The sequence below is a fragment of the Geodermatophilus sp. SYSU D00758 genome (genome assembly GCF_054049955.1).
Genome location: NZ_JBJGYK010000007.1, coordinates 151,597 through 171,573, shown reverse-complemented (window position 1 = coordinate 171,573; position 19,977 = coordinate 151,597). Strand labels below are relative to the sequence as shown.

General features: G+C 75.1%; 19 protein-coding genes. 10 read left to right on the top strand and 9 right to left on the bottom strand.

The features are described from left to right. The first annotated feature begins 1,417 nt into the window (after positions 1-1,417). Both ACI8AC_RS07575 and ACI8AC_RS07570 read left to right on the top strand, forming a co-directional pair. Positions 1,418-2,131 (top strand): hypothetical protein, encoded by a 714-nt coding sequence (locus ACI8AC_RS07575; RefSeq protein WP_456896747.1) that lies wholly within the window; start codon positions 1,418-1,420, stop codon positions 2,129-2,131. Positions 2,132-2,395: 264 nt separating this feature from the next. Then, positions 2,396-3,013, top strand: a complete 618-nt coding sequence (locus ACI8AC_RS07570) for a hypothetical protein (protein WP_456896745.1) — start codon at positions 2,396-2,398, stop codon at positions 3,011-3,013. 180 nt (positions 3,014-3,193) lie between these two features. On the opposite strand, the gene ACI8AC_RS07565 is transcribed toward ACI8AC_RS07570, so the two are convergent. Then, a complete protein-coding gene (locus tag ACI8AC_RS07565; protein WP_456896743.1) occupies positions 3,194-3,373 on the bottom strand; it encodes a hypothetical protein in 180 nt (59 codons plus the stop codon). Between the two features lie 143 nt (positions 3,374-3,516). Then, complete coding sequence (locus ACI8AC_RS07560) at positions 3,517-5,361, bottom strand: glycoside hydrolase family 15 protein (RefSeq protein ID WP_456896741.1); 1,845 nt, start codon at positions 5,359-5,361, stop codon at positions 3,517-3,519. Between the two features lie 552 nt (positions 5,362-5,913). On the opposite strand from ACI8AC_RS07560, the gene ACI8AC_RS07555 reads away from it, so the two are divergent. The 7 genes from ACI8AC_RS07555 (at position 5,914) to mnhG (ending at position 12,475) form a co-directional block, all read left to right on the top strand. Then, the gene (locus ACI8AC_RS07555; RefSeq protein WP_456896739.1) at positions 5,914-6,369 is read left to right on the top strand and encodes a hypothetical protein; all 456 of its coding nucleotides are present in this window, start codon (positions 5,914-5,916) and stop codon (positions 6,367-6,369) included. A 348-nt stretch (positions 6,370-6,717) separates the two neighbouring features. Then, positions 6,718-9,567, top strand: coding sequence for a hydrogen gas-evolving membrane-bound hydrogenase subunit E (mbhE, locus tag ACI8AC_RS07550; RefSeq protein ID WP_456896737.1), 2,850 nt, complete (start codon positions 6,718-6,720; stop codon positions 9,565-9,567). Continuing rightward, positions 9,564-9,914: a sodium:proton antiporter gene (locus ACI8AC_RS07545; RefSeq protein WP_456896735.1), complete on the top strand. Its 351-nt coding sequence runs from the start codon at positions 9,564-9,566 to the stop codon at positions 9,912-9,914. Before mbhE ends, ACI8AC_RS07545 begins: the two co-directional genes overlap by 4 nt. Continuing rightward, positions 9,911-11,440, top strand: a complete 1,530-nt coding sequence (locus ACI8AC_RS07540) for a monovalent cation/H+ antiporter subunit D family protein (protein ID WP_456896733.1) — start codon at positions 9,911-9,913, stop codon at positions 11,438-11,440. Before ACI8AC_RS07545 ends, ACI8AC_RS07540 begins: the two co-directional genes overlap by 4 nt. After that, complete coding sequence (locus ACI8AC_RS07535) at positions 11,437-11,856, top strand: Na+/H+ antiporter subunit E (RefSeq protein ID WP_456896731.1); 420 nt, start codon at positions 11,437-11,439, stop codon at positions 11,854-11,856. The genes ACI8AC_RS07540 and ACI8AC_RS07535 overlap by 4 nt, the downstream gene beginning before the upstream one ends. Further along, complete coding sequence (locus tag ACI8AC_RS07530; RefSeq protein ID WP_456896729.1) at positions 11,853-12,113, top strand: monovalent cation/H+ antiporter complex subunit F; 261 nt, start codon at positions 11,853-11,855, stop codon at positions 12,111-12,113. The genes ACI8AC_RS07535 and ACI8AC_RS07530 overlap by 4 nt, the downstream gene beginning before the upstream one ends. Further along, positions 12,110-12,475: a monovalent cation/H(+) antiporter subunit G gene (gene mnhG / locus ACI8AC_RS07525; protein WP_456896727.1), complete on the top strand. Its 366-nt coding sequence runs from the start codon at positions 12,110-12,112 to the stop codon at positions 12,473-12,475. The genes ACI8AC_RS07530 and mnhG overlap by 4 nt, the downstream gene beginning before the upstream one ends. A 344-nt stretch (positions 12,476-12,819) precedes the next feature. On the opposite strand, the gene ACI8AC_RS07520 is transcribed toward mnhG, so the two are convergent. From ACI8AC_RS07520 to ACI8AC_RS07505, 4 genes are all read right to left on the bottom strand, one after another. Next, a complete protein-coding gene (locus tag ACI8AC_RS07520) occupies positions 12,820-13,092 on the bottom strand; it encodes a GlsB/YeaQ/YmgE family stress response membrane protein (RefSeq protein ID WP_456896725.1) in 273 nt (90 codons plus the stop codon). Positions 13,093-13,248: 156 nt separating this feature from the next. Next, on the bottom strand, positions 13,249-13,644 hold the full coding sequence (locus ACI8AC_RS07515; RefSeq protein ID WP_456896723.1) for a universal stress protein: 396 nt from the start codon (positions 13,642-13,644) through the stop codon (positions 13,249-13,251). Between the two features lie 689 nt (positions 13,645-14,333). Next, complete coding sequence (locus ACI8AC_RS07510) at positions 14,334-14,759, bottom strand: STAS domain-containing protein (RefSeq protein ID WP_456896721.1); 426 nt, start codon at positions 14,757-14,759, stop codon at positions 14,334-14,336. A 215-nt stretch (positions 14,760-14,974) separates the two neighbouring features. Continuing rightward, positions 14,975-15,652: a hypothetical protein gene (locus ACI8AC_RS07505; protein WP_456896719.1), complete on the bottom strand. Its 678-nt coding sequence runs from the start codon at positions 15,650-15,652 to the stop codon at positions 14,975-14,977. A gap of 465 nt (positions 15,653-16,117) precedes the next feature. On the opposite strand from ACI8AC_RS07505, the gene ACI8AC_RS07500 reads away from it, so the two are divergent. Further along, positions 16,118-16,852 carry a hypothetical protein gene (locus tag ACI8AC_RS07500; RefSeq protein ID WP_456896717.1) on the top strand — a complete coding sequence of 245 codons (735 nt, stop codon included), beginning with the start codon at positions 16,118-16,120 and terminating at the stop codon, positions 16,850-16,852. 131 nt (positions 16,853-16,983) lie between these two features. Here ACI8AC_RS07500 and ACI8AC_RS07495 read toward each other — a convergent pair whose 3' ends face one another. From ACI8AC_RS07495 to ACI8AC_RS07485, 3 genes are read right to left on the bottom strand one after another with little or no spacing between them, the layout of a single operon-like run. After that, entirely contained in the window at positions 16,984-18,213 is a 1,230-nt protein-coding gene (locus ACI8AC_RS07495; protein ID WP_456896715.1) for a PucR family transcriptional regulator, read from the bottom strand. Beyond that, complete coding sequence (locus ACI8AC_RS07490) at positions 18,210-18,869, bottom strand: response regulator (RefSeq protein ID WP_456896713.1); 660 nt, start codon at positions 18,867-18,869, stop codon at positions 18,210-18,212. Before ACI8AC_RS07490 ends, ACI8AC_RS07495 begins: the two co-directional genes overlap by 4 nt. Next, on the bottom strand, positions 18,866-19,867 hold the full coding sequence (locus tag ACI8AC_RS07485) for a HAMP domain-containing sensor histidine kinase (RefSeq protein ID WP_456896711.1): 1,002 nt from the start codon (positions 19,865-19,867) through the stop codon (positions 18,866-18,868). Before ACI8AC_RS07485 ends, ACI8AC_RS07490 begins: the two co-directional genes overlap by 4 nt. Positions 19,868-19,977: the final 110 nt, after the last annotated feature.

Sequence of the window (19,977 nt, the reverse complement as noted above, 5' to 3'; positions counted from 1 at the left end):
ACCACTGCGGGATCTGCTGGTGCGGCACGGTCCCCGCGGTCGCCGGGGTCTCGGCGACCAGACCGGCGAGGCTGCCGGGCTCGGCCGCCCGGACGTAGTCGGCCACCCGCTGCAGGAACCGCCGGCGCACGCGGGGTGTGGTGGGCGCGAGGAACGACCAGTTGGCCCGGCGGCGCAGGGAGAGCAGGTCGTCGGTGACCGCCTCGTCGTCCCGCGCGCTCTCCCCCAGCACGACCCGGCGGATCACGCACCACCAGGTGGTGGCGTAGGCGTCCCACGTGAGCACCCCGTGCTGGTCCACGCGCTCGAGGAGGGCGAGGGCCTCCTCCCGGACCGCGGTGCTCATCGGGCCGGCCAGTCGGTGCAGCGTGCACCCCGCGTCGAGGACCTCCTCGTTGAACGGCCGCCGGCGGGCCCGTGCCTCCGGTGAGGAGATCAGCACCCCCTCGGGCTGGAAGTGCCCGAGGGCGCCGCGCTTCTCCCGGGTCGAGGCGTCGAAGGGCCACGGTGTGCCGTCCAGCACCCGATGCAGGTCCTCGGGTGCGAGGACGACGGCGAGCCGGCGCCCGGGGAGGTCGACGCGCACCGGGCCGGGGCCGTAGCGGTCGCGCAACCGTCGCAGGTGCCGCACGGCCCGGGCGTCGGCGCCGGTCCGCTCCACCAGCGCGACCACCCGCGGCCGGCGGACGATCGCCCCCCGCGCTGCCACGGGCAGCACGACGTGTGCCAGGGTCCGCAGGCCGTCCAGGACGGAGGTCGCCGGGACGAGGGTGGAGCCCCTCGCGGAGATCGTCGTCATGTCTGCTCACCGTCCTTCGTCGTCGGCCACCCGGAGGCCACCCCCGGTCGACAGGCCACTCCGCGACCTGACCGCTCCCGTCGGGCGCGGGCCCGGACGGCCCGAAGCCCGTCCCCACGAGCACCACGTCACCGGCCCCCGCGAGGGGTGGACCACTGCCAGGGTGCGCTGCCCGTCGCCCGCTGCACCGGTGTCCGATTCCGCAATCCGGGGGGCGGAGGGCTGCCGGTGCCCCGCAACCGGCCGCCTGCCCGGCCCGGATACGGACGGCGAAGACCTCCTCGCTGCCGTGGCCCCTGCCGATCCCCCGCTCCCCGCTGGGCACGGCAGGCACTTCCGGTCGTCGGCATCGTGCCCGCCGCCGTCCCCGCCGAGCGGTGCCCTTTCGCGTGTCACCGGGCGCACGGACGGTGGGGCGCCGGTGCGAGGACCGAGGCCCCCGTGGCCACGCCACTCCCGGCATCCCGGCCCCGCAACACCCCGTCACCACGTGGTCGGCCCGCCCGCACCAGCGCGGCGACGCCGGCCAGCCACTGCACCAGGAGGTCACATGGCATCCCTCGTCCCGTCGGCACCAGCTGAGCGCGCCACCGAGGTCCTGTCCTGCCGAGGCACCCGGTGACCGGCTCCGGGGAACACCGCTCCTCGTGGCGGTCCGCCATCCACCTGGCCGCCTGGGTCCTGGGAGTGCTGTACGTGCCCGTGTCGCTGATCGGCGCCGCCGTGATCGGACCGGGGCTGCTGCTGCTCGGCGTTCTGGGCCCGGGGCTGCTCGGCGCCGTCCTCGCCCGATCCGTGCACAGGGCCCTGCACCCCCGGACCGCCGCACCGCTGACCCACTTCATGCCGGCGGCCGTCTCGAGCGGACTCGTCGTGCCGTTCCTCGCCGGCAGCCAGCAACTCGGCAGGCTCGGGGCCCACCTGCTGCTGTTCGTGCTGGGCCTGGCGGCCGTCATCGGCACGGTGTGGGCGTTCCGGACGGAGACCCCGCCGGTGCGGCCGACCACCGGGGACGAGCCCCCTCGACCCCCGGTTCCGCCGGAGGAGTCCCCGGAGCCCTGCTCCCCACCGCACGAACTGCTGAGCGCACTGTCCCTCGACGACCTGCTCGGGGAGTGGCGCAGCAGCGCCCAGCAGATGCACCCGTCCTCCGACGTGCCCCGGCACATCGCCGTCCGGTGGCGGGAGGCCCTCCTCGACGAGCTCCGGCACCGTGACCCGGCCGGTTTCGACAACTGGCTGTTCGACGGCATGCGGGGAAGTCCCGAAGACCACATCCGCGCCGGCTCCGACGGGGCGACGACCGAGCGCACCGAGGACCCACCCCGATGACCGCGGACCGGTTGCAGGGGTCCGGCAAGCAGGCACCGCGGAGATCGTCGGACGCAGGCGTACTCACCCCCGCCGACCGCTCCTCACCGTGCGGCCCGGAGCAGGTCCGGACGCCGGCCCGCGCATCGAGCCGGGGCCGGACACAGAGGCGGTGACATGGACGGGACCGACACGCACGCGTGGCGCGGGGGCCGTGGCTCGGCGCGACGCCGACCGCGCCGCGAGCCGTCGCATGCCCGGCCTCGCGGGCAGGTGGACGCAGCGGTGCCGGCCGTGAACCGGGCCGCGCGATCGGCAGTCGCGGTCCTCCTGCTCCTGTCATCGACCGCGCTCATCGGGTGCAGCGCCGGCCAGGTCACCCAGACCGCCACCCAGGCGCGTGACTCCACCGGCGGCACCGGCCAGGTGGGTGACATCACGATTCGCGCCGTCCAGCTCGTCCACCCACCCGGTGGCGTCCACGAGGTGGGCGAGCAGGCGCAGGCGACCATGGCGATCGTGAACAGCGGGCGGGTCGACGACCGGCTGGTGGACATCACCGGCGCCGACTTCGGCGCCGCCACGGTCGGCACCTCCCCCACGACCGCGGACCCGTCCTCGCCCGGACCCGACGCCTTCGAAGCCATGGCGCTGATCGAGCAGCCGCCCACCGCGGAGACCACCGCCGTGGACGTCCTCCTCCCGGCCGGCGGAGCCGTCTTCGTCGGGACGAGCACCCCGACCGTCGTCCTCTCCGGACTGACCCGGCGCATCGACGCCGCGCAGTCGGTGGAGCTGACCCTGACCTTCGCCCGAGCCGGTCAGACGACCGTGTCCGCGATCACGGGGCCGCCGTCCGGCGTCCTCCCCCGCGGCCCCGCGTTCGACTTCTCGCTGCACTGACCAGAGACGTCGGTCGAGGACGTGCGACCGCGAGGTCGCCGGCGCCGCACCCTGACCGACGGCTGGCCTCCGCCCACATGTGCCTGAGGGCGTCAGGCGCCACGTCCCCGGGCGGTCGGACGCGTCCCCCCGACCGCCCGGACGGCAGCGGCGATCGGGGCACGACGCGACCCCCGGCCGTCAGCGTGGACCGAGGCGGCGGGAGGCGTCGGTGCGGGACCCCACCGCCCGCCGGACGACGAGACCCAGCAGCGCGAAGCCGAGCACCATGAGCACGACGGCCCAGAGGGCCAGCTCCAGCAGGGTGCCCAGGAACCCACCGGCCAGAGCCAGCAGCAGCACGAGCGCGATCCACAGCACGAGAACCTCCTCGGGGTCGATGGAACGACCCCGGTCTGCCTCCCCCGGCCCGACGCCACCCCGTGCGGTCCCGGAACGGAGGGGAGGCCGGCTGCTGCCGAGGGCCGACACCGGTCGGTGTCCGGATGCGGACGCCGGCCGGGTCACCACGCCTGGGCGAGCGGGTCCGGGTCGCGGATCGCCCACGCCTGCAGCGCCTTCCCCTCACCGGCGCGAGCGAGGTTGACCGCCGCCTCGATGAGCGCCAGGTGGGTGAACGCCTGCGGGTAGTTGCCCAGGGCGGTGCCGTCGACGTCCATCTGCTCGGCGTAGAGACCGTGCGGACCGACGTGGGCGAGCAGCCAGTCGAACCGCCGCCGGGCCTCCTGCACCCGGCCGGCGAACACGAGCGCGGAGACCATCTCGAAGGAGCACAGCAGGAAGGCCCCCTCGCCCCCGGCGACGCCGTCGTCGACCGTCTCGGTGTCGTAGCGCCGGACGAGGGCCGGCCCGACGCCGAGCCGCTCGGCGATGCGGTCCAGCGTGCCGATGACTCGAGGGTCGTCCCCGGGGAGGAAGCCGACCAGCGGGATGCGCAGCAGTGAGGCATCGAGGGCGGGCTCGCCGTAGACCATGGTGAAGGCGCCCTGCCCGGTGTCGAAGCCGCGGTCGAGCACGTCCACCCGGACGGCGTCGCGAGCGGCTCGCCACTCCGCCAGCGGCGCGGTCTCGTCGCCGAGGTCCTCGGCCAGGCGGAGTCCCCGATCGAGGCACACCCAGCTGAGCACCTTGCTGTTGACGTGGTGCCGACGGCGGCCGCGCAGTTCCCAGATCCCGGAATCGGGCTCCGACCAGTGGCGGCAGGCCGTGTCGACCACCGAGCGCAGCGCCGTCCAGTGCTCGCGCGGCAGCCGCCCGGTCAGCCGCTGGTAGGCGTAGGCGGCGTCGAGGACGTGCCCGTAGGTGTCGTGCTGGACCTGCGCGAAGGCCTCGTTGCCCACACGGACCGGCCGAGAGCCCGCGTAGCCCGCCAGGCCCTCGAGGACCGTCTCCTCACCGTGCTGCTCGCCGCGCAACCCGGCCACGGGGCGCAGGCGGGCGGCCCGCCGCACGCATCGATCGACGAGGAACTCGCCGTAGCGCCGGCCGAGCCCTGCGTGGCCGAGCAGGTACAGCGACAGCACGTGCAGGCTCGCGTCGCGGTGCCAGGTGAACCGGTAGTCCCAGTTGCGTTCCCCTCCGGGTGCCTCGGGCAGCGAGGTCGTGGGGGCGGCGAGCAACGCCCCGGTCTCGTCGAACGACAGGGCACGCAGGACCAGAGCGCTGCGCTGCACCGCCTCCGCCGCCGGCCCCTCGTAGCCGCTGCGCCGGCACCAGCGCCGCCACGCGCGGCCGGTCCGCGCGACCAGGTCCTCCCCTTCGGCCGGGGTGGTGCACCCCGGGGCGTCCGGCAGGTAGGCGAGCGCGAACGGGACGACGTCCCCCGAGGTGAGCTCGACGGTGGTGCCCAACCGCTCACCGCCACCCTCCAGCGGGACGCCGGCCTGGAGACGGACGCCCGTCACCGCATCGGTCCAGGTACCCCCGTCCCGTCGCCAGTCCGGCCGGGTCCGGGCGTGATCCGGGCGCGCGTCGACGTCGACGACCAGACGCACGGTGCCGCGGGTGACCCGCACCAGACGCAGCAGCAGGTGCCGGGCGGACAGGTCGTCCGGGCCCTCCCCCGCGTCGACGCAGAGCAGGTCGGCCACCTCCGCCGCGCCGTCCGGTCCGGCCCACCGGGTGATGAGGACGAAGGTCTCCGGCCGGTACGCCTGCCCGGTGACCCGGCCGCCGGCCACGGCGATCTCCCATGTCCCCCCGCGCTCGGCGTCCAGGATGCGGGCGAACAGGCTCGGGCCGTCGGCCTGCGGGACGCACATCCACTCGATGCCGCCGCCCGGACCCACCAGCGCCGTGGTGTGGGTGTCCGACAGCAGCGCGTGGGCGTCGATCGGGGTGCGGGTCATGCGGAACTCCAGGGGTCGGTTCACGGGCCCGGCGGGCAGCCGCCACGACCTGCGCCGTTCCGCGGCCTGCCCGACGTCCGCACCGTGCCCACCCGGCCGGCACCCGTTGCCGGGCGCGGTCGGCAAGGAGACCGTGCCGTTCTTCGCCGATCGCCGTCCTCGCCGTCCGCACGGACGGCACCTAGCGTCCGGCCCGACAGCCGCGAGGCGCGGTGACGAGGCGAGGCCCCCACGCGAGGCGCCAGGTGACCCCCGCGAACCGGGGCGGTCCGCCGCGTCACCGGTCGCCGGGCAACCACACCCCGATCCCGAGGAGACCGCGATGAGCCGCGTCACACCGAGGCCGGCGAGCCCTGGAACAGGAGGGCCCACCCTGTGCCAGTCCCCGACCGAGGCCGCGCGGGCCGGCCGACGCCGGACGGGTCGCGCCCGCCCGCGGAACGGGCGACGGCACCCGCGCGGGGCCGACCGCGACGGCGGCGCGCGGGCTCTCCTGCGCCCGCACCGGTCCTCCGACGCCGCGCCCCTCCACCCCCGGGGACGGGCACGGAGATGAGCCGGGCCCACACCGACGGGCCCGTCCTCCGTGACGGGCCGACCGGCGGCGCCCGGCCGGCCACGGTCGCGGGTGCGCTGCGGCTCGCCGCCGGCCTCACCGGGGAGGAGCGCGCCGTCCTGGTGCGACTCCTGGCCCGCCTGGACGCGCAGCTGTCGCGCTACCCGGCCGACCGGGTCGAGCTGGAGGTGTCCCTGAAGGACCGCGGCACCCGCGGTCAGCGGCTCACCCTCGAGTGCTGGATCGCCGGACGTCCGCGCCTGGTGGCCAGCTCGGCGCAGCGTGAGCTCTCGGTTGCCGTCCAGCGGGTGCGTGAGGGCCTGCGCCGCCAGCTCGACGACATGGCGACCCGCCGCGAACCCCGCAACAACCGCCTGCTGCGGCGCACGGACCGCACCGGGCGCCCGGACGCCCCCGCCCGGAGCAGCGCCCCCTCCGGCGAGGACCGGTGACCGGCCGAGCCGGGACCCCACCGGTGCCGATCACACGGAGGACGGGCCGATGAGGCGGCCCGTGGTGGTCCCGGAAGGCTCGGAAGGCCCCACGGAGCCGTGAGTTGCAGTCCCGCGGAAGGCACGGTGCCCCATCCCTGCCGAGTGGCTCGCGTGGACGCGCACGAGCGCGCCGGTAGATGACATCGCGGCTCAGGTCCGTACAGGTCCCCGCAGCGTGCACGACCTCGTCGGTACCGGAGGCCGAGTCCATGACGTCAGCTGGAGGACCATCGTGCGCCTGAGTGGTGGACGGGTCGCGCCGCGCGCCGGCCTCGCCGTCCGTGCCGTCGGCCCGGGACGGCGCTGATGCTCGTCCTCGCCCTCGGGGCCATGGCCGCCCTGGCCGCGGCCGCCCCGCTGCTCCACCGGCGGCTGGGCCGCGACACCGGCTACGTGCTCGCCGTCGGGTTCGCGGGGATCGGCGGGCTGCTGGTGACCGCGGCCCCGACCGTGCTCGCCGGCGGAGAGGTCACCGCCAGCTGGTCCTGGCTGCCCTCGCTGCAGGTGTCGTTCTCGCTGCGACTGGACGGGCTGGCCGGGCTGTTCTGCCTCATCGTCCTCGGCGTCGGCACCCTGATCATGGCGTACTGCCCGCGGTACCTGGGCGACAGCGGCCGGAACGGGACCGTCTACGGCCTGCTGACCGTCTTCGCCGGCGCCATGCTCGGCCTGGTCCTGGCCGCCGACCTCGTGCTCCTGTACGTGTTCTGGGAGCTGACCACCGTCTGCTCCTTCTTCCTCGTCGCGACCGCGGGCCGGGTGGCGGTGCGGCCCGCCCGGCGGGCGCTGCTGATCACCACCGCCGGGGGGCTGGCCCTGCTGCTCGCCGTGGTCATGCTGTCGGTGCTCGTCGGCACCACGGACCTGACCACCGTCCTCGCCGCCCGCGAGCAGGTGCTCGCCTCACCGCTGGCCTGGCCGATCGGCGGGCTGATCGCCTTCGCGGCGTTCACCAAGTCCGCCCAGGTGCCGCTGCACTCGTGGCTGCCGGGCGCGATGGTCGCGATGACCCCGGTGAGCGCCTACCTGCACGCGGCGACCATGGTCAAGGCCGGCATCTACCTGCTCATGCGCACGACCCCGCTGTTCGCCGACCAGCAGGCCTGGTCCGCGCTGTTGATCACCGTGGGGTTGACCTCGGCGATCACCGGCGCCTTCATGGCGCTGCGCGAGCACGACCTCAAGGCGATCCTGGCCCAGTCGACCGTCAGCCAGCTCGGCCTGCTGGTCGCGGTGATCGGCGTCGGCACCCCGACCGCGCTGGCGGCGGCCATGCTGCACACCGCTGCGCACGCGTTGTTCAAGGCGACGCTGTTCATGCTGGTCGGGATCATCGACAAGGAGACCGGCAGCCGCGACATCCGGGAACTGTCCGGGCTGCGCCGGGTCATGCCGGTCACGGCCACCGTCACCGGCCTCGCCGCCCTGTCCATGGCCGGCGTGCCGCCGATGCTGGGGTTCGTCAGCAAGGAGTACCTGTTCCAGGGGCTGCTGCAGGCCGACGTCGCACCCTGGGCCGGGCCGGTCGCCGGCGCCCTGGGCGTCACCGCCTCGGCGCTGACCTTCGCCTACGGCATGCGGATCGTCCACGGCGCCTTCGGCGGGCCGACCCGGCAGCCGGACCTCTACGAACCCTCCGCAGCCTTCCTCGCCCCCGCCGTGGTGGCCGCTGTCGCCGGCCTGGCCCTGGGCCCCGGCGTCGACCTGCTCAACCCGATGGTGACCCGTGCCGCCGCCGACGTGGTCTACGTCGGAGCGGTGCCGGAGTTCGCGTTCTGGCACGGTCTCAGTCCCGAGGTGCTCATGTCGGCGGTCACGATCGTCCTCGGTACCGCGCTGTTCGTGCGACGCGACCCTGTCGACCGGGCACTCGCACGGCTGCCACTGCCCGACGGCGCCGCGCTGTTCGACCGCGCCCACGATGCGGTCGTCGACCTCGGGTACGCGGTCGGGCGGCCGGACCGGTCCCCCGCCCTGGCTGCACACCTGGCCCGACCCGTCGTCGCTCTCGTGGTGCTCGGTGCCGTCGGCACCGCCGCGGTCGGCGACCTGCCTCCCCGCGGGTCGACCGACCAGCCGCTGGACTGGCCGGTGCTGGCGCTGCTCGCCCTGGCGGTCACCGGGGCCGTGTCGGCGCGCTCGGCGCTGGGGGCCCTGGGCCTGGTCGGGATGGTCGGCCTGGTCGTGGCGGGGTGGTTCCTGCTGGCCGGCGCCGTGGACGTGGCCCTCACCCTCCTGCTGGTGGAGGTCCTGACGGCGGTCATCGCCGTCCTCGTCCTGCGGCACCTGCCGCCGCGGCTGGGCAGGGCCGGCCGACCGCGGACGGTGCTCGCCGCGGCGCTGGGCCTCGCAGCCGGTACCGCGGCCGCCTCCGCGACGCTGGCGGCCACGGGGCGCCGCGAGCTGTCCGACGCCGGGGCCTGGTTCCTGGGCTCCGCCGAGCCGGAGACCGGCGGGAGCAACGTCGTCAACACGATCCTCGTGGACTTCCGGGGGATGGACACCCTCGGCGAGGCCATCGTGCTGGGCGCCGCCGCCCTGGGGCTGCTCGTCCTGGTGCACCCTGCCCCGCACCGCGCGTCGGGGGCGGCGCCCGCTGCCGGCCCCGCCGCGCGCCGGGCCGATGACGGCCTGGTGCTGCAGGTCGCGAGCCGGGTGCTCGTCCCGGCGATGGCCGCGCTCGCGGCCTACCTGCTCTGGCGCGGCCACGACGAGCCCGGGGGCGGCTTCATCTCCGCGCTGGTGGCCGGGACCGCCGTCGCGCTGCACCAGAGCGCCCACGACTTCCCGGGTCTGCCGCGACTCCTGCGGCCCGGGCCGCTGGTGGGCGCCGGCCTCGTCCTGGCGCTCGGCACGGGGGCGTCCGCCGTCCTGCAGGGGGACCCGCTGCTGACCCCCGTCGAGGTCCCCGTGCTGGGTGCCCTCGGCATCGGCTCGGCCCTGCTGTTCGACCTTGGGGTCCTCCTGCTGGTCCTCGGCCTGCTGGTGGCGGCCGTCGAGCGGCTCGGGGCGGGGGTGGGCGGCCCCCTGCCCCGGCCCCGCAGCGGCGACCCCCGCGGGGACCGGCGGCCCGCACCGGTCCCCTGCTCGGCGGGCGGCGCGGCTCGTGACGGGAACCCCACCCCGGGCGTTCCCGAGGAGGAGGTGGTCCCGTGAGCGCAGCCGTCGCCGTCGGCGTCCTCGTGGCCGGGGGCGTGTACCTGGTCCTGCACCGCGGCCTGGTCCGCGTGGTCATCGGTTTCGTCCTGCTCGGGCACGGGGTGAACGTCCTGCTGCTGTCGGCCGGGGGCATGGACCGGCGGGGCCTGCCGTTGATCGGCCAGGGTGATCCGCGCGCGGCGGCGGACCCCCTGCCCCAGGCCTTCGTGCTGACCGCCGTCGTCATCACCTTCGGCATCACCGTCTACCTGCTCGCCCTCGCCCGCGCCGGCAGCCGGGCGGACGACGTGGAGCCGGACCGCGCGGAGGGTCCGCCGGCCGAGCGCACCGGGGAGGTCCGGTGAACGGCGGCCTGCTCGCCCTCCCGGTGGTCGCCCCGCTGGCAGCGGCCGGGCTGCTGGTCCTGCTCGACTCCGGGGGCAGGCCCGCCGCACCGATCGTGCGGCGGGTGGCCGGCGCCGGGGTGAGCGCCGCGGTCCTCGTCGTCGCCGGCATCCTGCTCGCCGGCACCCTCGCCGGGCAGCGGCCCACCCTGCGGCTCGGCGGCTGGCCGCCCGGCGTCGCGATCACCCTGGTCGCCGACGTCCTCAGCGCCCTCCTGCTCACCGTGACCGCGCTCCTGGTCCTCGTCTCCCTGACCTTCGCGGCGGCCACCCGGGAGGACGAGAGCCCGTTCTTCCTGCCCCTCGCGCTGGTCCTGTCCTCGGGGGTCTACGGAGCCCTGCTCACCGCCGACCTGTTCAACCTCTTCGTCTTCGTCGAGGTCATGCTGGTCCCCAGCTACGTGCTGCTGGTCGCGGACGGCGGTGCCCGGCGGCTGGCTGCCGGCCGCCTGTACGTGACGGTCAACCTGCTGGCATCGACGATCTTCCTGGGCGGGGTCGGCCTCATGTACGGGGCGACCGGGACGGTCAACCTCGGTGAGCTGGCCGGCGTGGCCGGGGCGACCCCGGCAGCCGCGGCCGCCGGGGCGGTCCTCCTGGTGGCGATGGCCGTCAAGGCCGCCGTCGTCCCGCTGCACGGCTGGCTGCCCGGGACGTACTCGGCCGCCGGCCCCGCGGTGACCGTGCTCTTCTCCGGCCTGCTCACCAAGGTGGGGCTGTACGCGTTGTTCCGCATCTACGCGGTGGTCTTCGACGGCGAGCGGGAGCACCTCCGGGTGCTCATGGCCGCCGCGCTGCTCACGATGGTCGTCGGCGTCCTCGGCGCCGTCGGGGAGAAGGCCGTGCGCCCGGTCCTCACCTTCCACATGGTCAGCCAGATCGGCTACATGCTGCTCGGGTTGGCGCTGTTCACCCCGGCCGGACTGGCCGCAGCGGTCTTCTTCCTGGTCCAGTACGTCCTGGTCAAGGCAGCGCTGCTGATCTGCGCCGGCGCGGTGCTCGTGGGCCACGGCACCGAGGAGCTCTCCCGGCTGGGCGGCCTGGCGCGCCGGGAGCCGGTGCTGGCGGTGGCCTTCGGTGTCTCCGCACTCGCCCTGGTGGGCATCCCGCCGCTGTCGGGCTTCGTCGCGAAGCTGGGCCTGGCCACCGCGGCGGTGGCCGAGCAGCAGCACGTGGCAGCCGCGGTCGTCGTCGGGGTCAGCCTGCTGACCCTGACGTCCGTGCTCAAGGTCTGGAACACGGTGTTCTGGGGGCCGGCCCCGGACGAGGAGCGACCAGGCGACGGGGTGCAGGTCACCTCGCAGGGCAGCACCGCGCACGCCGTCCGCAGCCGGGTGCGGCCGGCCCTGACCGCACCCGCCCTGGTGCTGGCCGGCCTCGCCGTCGTGCTCGGCCTGTGGGCCGAGCCGCTGCTGGCGGCCGCCGCCGCAGCAGCGGACGGCCTCCTCGACACCGAGGGGTACGTGGCGGCGGTGACCGCACGGTGAGCAGCTCGGGCCCGCCGTCGGCGCCGCGCCGGACGCTGATCCGCGCCGGGCGGATCGCGACCTTCGCGGGCGCCTACCTGCTGCGCTTCCTGCGGGCCAACTACGAGGTGGCGCGCGAGATCGTCACGCCCGGGACGGGGCTGGCCCCGGCGATCGTCGAGGTGCCCCTGCGCAGCCGCAGCCGGTTCGAGATCGCCTCGTACACGAGCCTGGTCACCCTCACGCCGGGGACGATGGCACTGGCGTTGAGCGCGGACGGGTCCCGGCTGACGGTGCACGGCATGCACGCCGGGGACGTCGAGTGCTTCCGCGCGGACCTGCGCGCGCTGGAGGAGCAGATGCTGGCGGCCTGGCGCCCGGTGGGGCACCGGTGCCGGGACGCCGGCTCCGGACTCGACGGGAGGAGGAGGACGTGATCGTGGTGGACCTCGCCGTCGCGGTCCTGGCGCTGGCCCTGGTGGTGGCGGTGCTGCGGCTGGTGATCGGCCCCACCGACGCAGACCGGGTCCTGGCCGTCGACTTCGGCTTCGCCGTGGTGATCGGCGCCGTCGCGTTGCTGGCGGTGCGCCTGGAGGCCCCGGCGCTGCTCGACCTGGTCCTCGTCGCCACGCTCGTGGGGTTCCTGGGCACGGTCGCCTTCGCGCGCCTGGTCGCCGCGAGGTCGTCGTCGTGACGGTGCAGGCGGTGGTCGGTGGCGTCTTCGTCGTGCTCGGGGTCTCGCTCATCGGCGTGGCCGCGATCGGGCTGCTGCGCCTGCCCGACGTCTACAACCGGGCCAACGCCGTCGCGAAGGCGGTGAGCCTGGGTCTGGTGTCCGTCCTGCTGGGTGTGGTGGTGCTGGCCCCGAGCACCTCTGCGGTGGTGGTCCTGCTGGCTGCCGTCGTCCTGCAGCTGTTCACCGTGCCGATCGCCGGGTACAAGATCGGGGAGGCGGCCCTCCTCTCCGGCGCCCCGGTCACTGCGGGCACCCGCTGCGACGACCTCGGCGCCGGCCACGGGCGGGACGGTTCCGGTGAGAGCGCCGGCGAGCGGTGACGCGACCGGCCGCTCCCGTGGTCAGTCCCCGGCCGCCCCCCACCTGCCTCTCGGTGGCCGCCCCGACGGGGTCGCCAGAGGGATGGCGGGAGCCGGGGGACGTCGGGCTCGGTCACGGCGTCCGGGAACAGCCGGTGCGGCACCGACCGCAACCGGACGACGATCCCTGCCGGGAGCCCGACGCGGACGGGCGAGCTGATGACCCCGGCCGGCACAGCCGCCAGATCACCCGCCCCGGCCACCAGCGCGCAGGGTGGCGCCGTCACCGATCACCCCGTGGGCCCCCCGGGTGGGCGGCTGTCCGCGGACACCGGCCGGCGGAGGGGGCCGGTGTCCGCGGACGGTCAGCGGGTCCGGGTGCCGCGGCGGCCGGTGACGGAGACGTAGACGCCCAGCACGATGATCGCCCCGACGATGGACCCGATCCACCCGGCCGGTGCCAGCTCGAAGCCCCGGCCGCTGAGGAGCCCGCCGAGCAGGTTGCCGACGAACGAACCGACGACCCCCAGCCCGATGGTGGCGACGATGCTGAGGTCCTGCTTGCCGGGGATGACCGCCCGGGCGATGAGCCCGGCGACCAGGCCGATGACCAGCAGGACGACGATGTTCCAGATCATGGTTTCTCCTCGGTCGGTGTGGCGTGCCCGGGTCCGCGGTCGCGGCCCCGGTGCTGTGCCCCCGCAGCGTTCACCGCCCGTGGCCCGGCGCATCGGTGCTTCCCCGGACAGGTACGGCGCGCCTTCTTGCCGCATCGGCCACCGAGGTGCTGCGGATCAGCTGCGGGGACCAGGCTGGGCGGCCAGCAGCACCGGACACCGGGACCTGGTGCTCAGCGTGGCCGCCGCACTGCCCAGCACGGTGCGGGACACCCCCCTGCCCCGGCGCCCCACGACGATCAGGTCGACGTCCTCGGCCTCGGCCAGCTCCTGCAGCGCCGTCGCCGGGTGACCGGCCAGGATCTCGGTCTCCACCGTCACGGCCGAGGTCGGCAGCGAGCGGGCCGAGCACTCGAGCAGTTCCCGGGCACGCCGGCGCTCCGCGTCGCCGCCGTCACGGGCCTCCGTCGCGTCGGCGTCCACCACGGTGGCCAGGAGCAGCCGGCCGGCGTCCGGAGCCACCAGCCGGGCGGCGTCACGGACCGCTTGGTCCGACTCCGGGGACCCGTCCACGCCCACCAGGACGCACAGCCGGCCTCTGGTCGAGGGCGCCGGGGCAGAGGGTGGATCGACGCGCCGCTCCAGTCGCCGGCTGCCCCTCCTCGCGCGTTCGACCGCTATGGGCACGACCAGGGGGCCGAGGACGCCTCCGATCACGAACCAGCTGCCCTCCCGGTGGCCACGTCGGGTGAGCAGCAGCGTCACGGCAGCCAGACCCGAGGCCGCCCAGAGCCCCACGATCAACATCCAGTACAGGGAATCCACGTCGGTGTCGCCTTTCTCGCAGGTGTCCGCGGGTACCGGGCACGAGCCGCGGCTACCGGGGGGCCGACCGCATGGACGTCCCGGTCGACGGCCCGGAACGCACGGGGCCATGCGTCCCGCACCACCCCGCTTCCGGCGACGGCACCGCGCCGATCACCGGGCCGGCTCTGTCTCGGGGGGCCCTCGCATGGACCGGACGGTAGGCAGCGACCTGGCGGGGGACGACGGTGCCGACAGGACGACGTGCGGGCCGGGTGCTGCCGGAGGTTGGCAAGGCCGGGTGCTGCCGGAGGTTGGCAAGGCCGGGTGCTGCCGGAGGTCGGCAAGGCCGGCCGCGGCGGCAGGTAGCCCGCCGGAGCGCGGCTCCTCGACGACGAACCCCAGCTCCCGTCGAACCCGAGCAGCGGCGACCCCGCCTGCTTCGTTCCCGGTGGCGCTCAGGCCGGTGACGACACCGTGAGGGGCCGCTCACCGGGATCGAGGAGGAGCAGACGGAGCAGCCGGTGCACCTGCCGTGAGGTCCGCCGGATCTCCACACCCTTGCGCAGGAGGGGGGCCAGGCCGTGGGTGTCGGCGTAGGGAACGCCGGTCAGGTCGACGAGCACCGGCCGGCCGTGAACGGCTTCGACGTGGTCGACCATCGCCGCGACGAGAGGCGCGCACCCGTGGTCCAGCTCACCGCCGATCTGCAGGAGCGGCCGCGGGTCCCCGCACCGGACGGTGATCGTGAGATCCCACGCGGGCGTGGCCGGGGCCGCACCGTCGACCGGCCCGGGGAGTGCGTCGCTGACCGGCGCAGGGCGTCGCTGTGCACCGCCCCGGGCCGCCGCCGGCCTGCCCTCGAGGAGGTCTCCGTGCGTCATGCCGGGAACGTAGGCCGCCGGCCCGGAACGGCCAGCGCCCGCGATCGGACGACAGTGGTGCCGCCCGGTTGCCCGGTGTCCGCAAGACCGCGTCCCACCGGTCGAGGGATGGCGGCCCGCTCGTGCCCGGCGGCCGGACCACGGTCGAAGCCGTCACCCTGCGGACGTCGGTCGGTCCCACGGGCTGCGGGCGAGTGGGTGGGGCGGGCCGGGGATCAGTGACGCCGTGGCGAGGTGATGAAGGGGGCCGGGTCCGTATCGGCTCGCGCACCGGCGAGCCACCGGGCGAACCCCGTCGGATCGCGGCGCTCCAGTTCGTCGAGGTAGCGAGCGCGCAGCCGGACCACGGCATGCCGGCCGTCGACGCCGCCGGTGCACTGCAGCTGCCGGTGGCTGAGGCGCCAGTCGTGGCACAGCTGCGCCGTGCTCGACGTGCTCACCGGCGGTGGCCGGTCGGTGCCCGACGCACCGACACCTGCGGGGTGTCTTCGGGAGACTCCCCCGAGGCGTGCGGCTCCGGGGCGAGCCCACCCCGCCGGGATGGGCGCTGCTGCCTGGACCCGGGTGTGCAGCCGGTGCCGTTGGTGGAGCGGCAGCCCTCCGAGTCCCAGAGCGGCGGTCGCGAGCAGGCCCGCGTACCCGAACTCGTGCACGAGGCCGACGGCCACGGTGGGCAGGGCGTGCAGCAGTCCCGACATGAGCACCCGCCGCCGGTCGCCGCGGAGCTCGAAGCCCCGCACCAGCAAGCCGTGGACCACGCCGAGCACGGCCATACCGCCCCCGATGAGCAACAACTCGGGAGCTGACAGGTGCACCACCGCGAACGCCAGCCCCGTGCACACCCCGACGAGCACGGCCGTCCACCACGACAGCCCGTACCGGGACCAGAACACCGCACCACCCCACGGCGTGGACCTCTCCTGGACGCGGGCTCGATGCCCGACGGTCCGTCCTGGCCGGAGCAGGGACCGTGGGGTGCCGCTCGTCGGCGGAGCCGCCAGGAGGAGAGCAGTGGTGTCCTCGGTAGGTAGCGGCCCCGCGAGGCGAACCGACCGCGTTCGGCAATGCCGTCGCAACTTCTTCGCCGACGTAGTCCTTCGACGAGTGACCGGGACGCCCCTAGCGTTCGGGTCGATGACGGGTGAGGGCCAGGAGCTCTGCCTCGTGCGGACGCCGGCGTCCCACCGGGGCCTCCCGCGTACCCGGCCGCAGGGTCCGGGCGGCAGCCGGTCCACGGTGTCGCCGGCCGGGGCCGCCGCGGAGAACGGGCCGGGCCTCCCGGACCCGCCGAGGTCCTCAGGGCTCGACGCACCGGTCGGCCGGCCTGTCACCGGCGACCCGAACCGGCAGGAGGTCGGATGCCCGACGCCCTCGGCAGCACCGGCAGCGCCCGGCCCGAGCCCCTGTGGCGGTCCCTGGTCCGGCCGACCACGTGGACGCTGGGCGGTCTCTACGTGACCGTGGCACTGATCGGTGCCGCGCACCTCGGGCCGCTCGTCCTGCTGGTGACCACGCCGGGCACGGGCCTCCTCGGACTGCTGTTCGCCCGAGCCGCGCACGAGACGACGCGTGCGACGACGAGCGGACCCCTGACCCGGTTCCTGCCCGCGGCCGTCGTCGGCGCGCTCTTCGTGCCGTTCTTCGCCGGGGTGGGCCAGCTCGGCACGCTCGGCGCTCGTCTGTTCCTCGTGATGGTGGGGCTGTCGGCAGCTCTCAGCGCCGTGTGGGCCCATGACGTGTGGTCCTCGACTGCACCGTCGGGATCCGCGGACCCGCGCCCCCGTCCACCCTCTCGGCCGCGGGATCCGCAGGCCGAGACCGCGCCGCCCCGCGAGCTGCTGAGGGTGCTGCCGCTCGACGACCTGTTCGCCGAGTGGCGCAGCAGCGCCTGGCAACGACGGCCGTCCTGGGACCACCCCGGTCACGCCGCCGCGCGGTGGCAGGAGGCACTGCTCGCCGAGTTCCGGCAGCGTGACCCGCGGGGTTTCGACGACTGGTTGCGCGACGGCAGGCGCCGCGGGCCCGAACACCACATCCAGGGCCGCCCCGACGGCCCACCCACCTCACGCACCGACCACCCGAGGAGTAGGTGACCACCGCCGGCCGCCGTCCAGGGCTGGACCGGGGTCACGGCCTGGTGGACCGACGTCCGAGCCCGCGTGGGGGCGACACGCAGCCGCGAAGTCGTCCCCGGCAGCGTGGCGGTGACCGGCCGGGACGGTGGTCAGCCGCTGGCTGCGGAGCGTCGCGGCCAGTCGAGCAGCCGCGCACCGGTCACCGCCACGAGCAGCGGCAGGCGGTGGGCAGGGTTCCCCGCTGCGTAGCCGGTGAGTTCCTGCACCCGCTGCAGCCGGTAGGTCACGGCTCGGACGCTCAGGTGGAGCCGGCGGGCTGCCTCGGTGGCGTTGCCGCCGGCAGCGAAGTAGGCCTCCAGCGTCTCGAGGAGCGGTTGCACTCCCCCACGAGCCTGCGCCAGCGGGCCCAGCACGGCGCTGACGAGCTCGGTGAGCGCCGTCTCGTCCCGGGCCAGTACCCGGTACACCAGCAGGTCCGCGGCGTGGACGACGTGCTGGGGCAGCGCCAGGCGGCCAGCGGTGTCCAGCGCTGCCAGCGCCTCCTGGTACGAGCGCTGGACGCCCCGCGGTCCGGCCTGCGGCCGTCCCACCCCCGCCCGCCAGGCGGCACCACCGACCGTGCGTGACACGAGAGGGCCGGCGAGCTCGGCCAGGCGCGACCCGAGATCTGCGCCGCAGCCGTCGTCGGACGGGCAGGCGACGACGCAGACCGCCCGCCCGTCCTTCGCCGCCACGAGCAGACCCCGGTTGCCGAGACGCGCCCGGGCGGCGGTCTCCACGATCCCGCGGATGCCACTGCCCGCGAGGACCGCGCGGTCGCACTCGATCACCACCACGGCGTGACGGCCGGCGGCGAGCTGGAGCCCGAAGGACTCCCCGCGCTCGATGAGCGCGGCGACGCCGGATCCACCGGTGAACAGGTCGTCGACGAACTCGCGCCACTCCTCCTCCTGCTGGTGGACGACGAGCCGCTGGGCCTCGACGTACCCCGCGGTCAACGCACCCAACGCGGCGTCGGCGGCCCGCCACACGGCCTCGCCGATGCCCAGCAGCTCGGTGCCGCGGAGCGGCCGCTCCCGCGAGGCGCCGAGCAGCTCGGGCAGCCGGGACCACACCCGCCGCGACGTGTGCATGTGCAGGTCGACCAGCGCTGGGAGACTCACGCCCATCTCCACCGCCTGCCGCCCGAGGCGACTGCACGTGGCCTCCTCCTCGAGGCTGAGCTGACGTCCCGTCCGCGCCACCGCCACCAAGGCCTGCGGGTAGCCGTCCAGGAGGGAGGGGGAGACGCCGTGCCGGGCGCTGGCGGCCGCCACGATCTCGGCGAGCATCCCGGCCACCGGGCTGACGCCCTCGGTCTGTGCCGCGGCGATCGTCATGGCTCGATGAGTCCGGACTTGATGGCGTAGCGCGTGAGCTGGGTCCGATCACGCATGCCGAGCTTCTGCAAGATGTTCTCCCGGTGGCGCTCGACGGTCTTCACGCTGATGACCAGGAGTGACGCGATCTCCTTGGACGCCCGGCCTTCGGCGATGAGCTTGACGATCTCGGCCTCGCGCGCGGTGAGCAGGCTGTCCGGTGGCTGCTCCCCGCGCTGTGAGCGCTGGATGTACTCCCGCATGAGGGACGCCAGTGCATCGGAGTAGAGGAACGGGGCGCCGCGGACCGCGGCGCGGCAGGCACCGACGAGGTCCCGGTCGGCGACGGACTTCAGCACGTAGCCGGAGGCACCGGCCTTCAGCGCCTCGAAGAAGTACTGGTCGTTGTCGTACATCGACAGCATCAGGATGTGCATGGCCGGCCACCTCCTGGACATCTCCCGCGCGGCCTGCAGCCCGGTCATCCGCGGCATGGCCACGTCGAGGACCGCCAGGTCGATCGCCACTTCTCTCGCGAGGGCGACGGCTTCGGCACCGTCCCCGGCCTCGGCGACGACCGTGAAGTCCGGCTCGTTGTCGAGGAGGGCGCGCACGCCGTGCCGGACGACCCCGTGGTCGTCGGCGACCAGGGTCCGGGTGGGCCGGCCGGGTCTCATGACCGCTCCGATCGTGGACGCATCGGGACCTCCAGCCGGACGTCCGTCCCTCGAGCGCCGCCCCCGGTGATGGTCAGGTCGGCGCCGACGAGCAGCGCCCGCTCCCGCATCCCCCGTAGGCCCGCGCCCTCGGGATGCCCGTTCATCCCGCGCCCGTCGTCCGATACCCGCAGCACCAACGCCTCTCCTCCGACACTCTCGGTCAGTTCCACCACGACGGAGTCCGCGCCGGCGTGACGCGCGACGTTGGTCAGCGCCTCCTGGGCCACCCGGTAGATGACCAGCTCCACCCGGTCGTCCAGGTCGGGGATCGTCGAGCCGAACCGGCGCTCCACCCGGGCACCGGTCAGGCGGGCCTGCTCGCTGGCCAGCGATGCCAGGGCGCTGACCAGTCCGAGATCGTCGAGGACGCCCGGCCGCAGGCGCCGCACGACCTGGCGGACCTCGTCGAGACTCGTGCGCGCGGTCTCCTGCACCGCGGTGATCTCCGGCACCAGGTCGGTCGGGACCCTGTCGACCACCCGCCGCAGGCCGAGCAGCACGGCGGTCAGGCTCTGGCCCACCTCGTCGTGCAACTCCTGCGCCACCCGGCGCCGCTCGTCCTCCTGCGCCGCCAGCGCCCGACCGGCGCTGGCGGCGCGCTCGGACTCGAGACGGGTGAGCATCGCGTTGAAGCTGCGGACCAGGGCCGAGGCCGGGTCGTTGCCGCCGTCCGGCAAACGGTGCCCGGGTCGCAGCAGGTCGACGTCCCCCATGACGTGGCGGAGTCGATCCAGCGGGGACAGGACGATGTGCAGCAGCGTCGCGTTCGCGGCCATGAGGACGGCGAGCCAGACGACCAACAGCAGCGCCTCGGTCGCCGCGATGGGCCAGGAGATGGTGGCCGGCGTCGCGGCGAGGAGCAGGACGCCCACCGCGAACACCGCTGCGTTGATCGAGCACACCCGCCAGAACAACGGCAAGCCGATCCGCCCGGACCCGCGACGTCGCTGCGCCATGGACCACCCCTCCTCCCGCCTCCTGCCGGTCCAAGCGTGCGCCATCGGCGGAGCCGGGCCCACGTGTCGCGGCCAAGATGGGGTCCAGGCCCCATGCGAGGACCGGATGT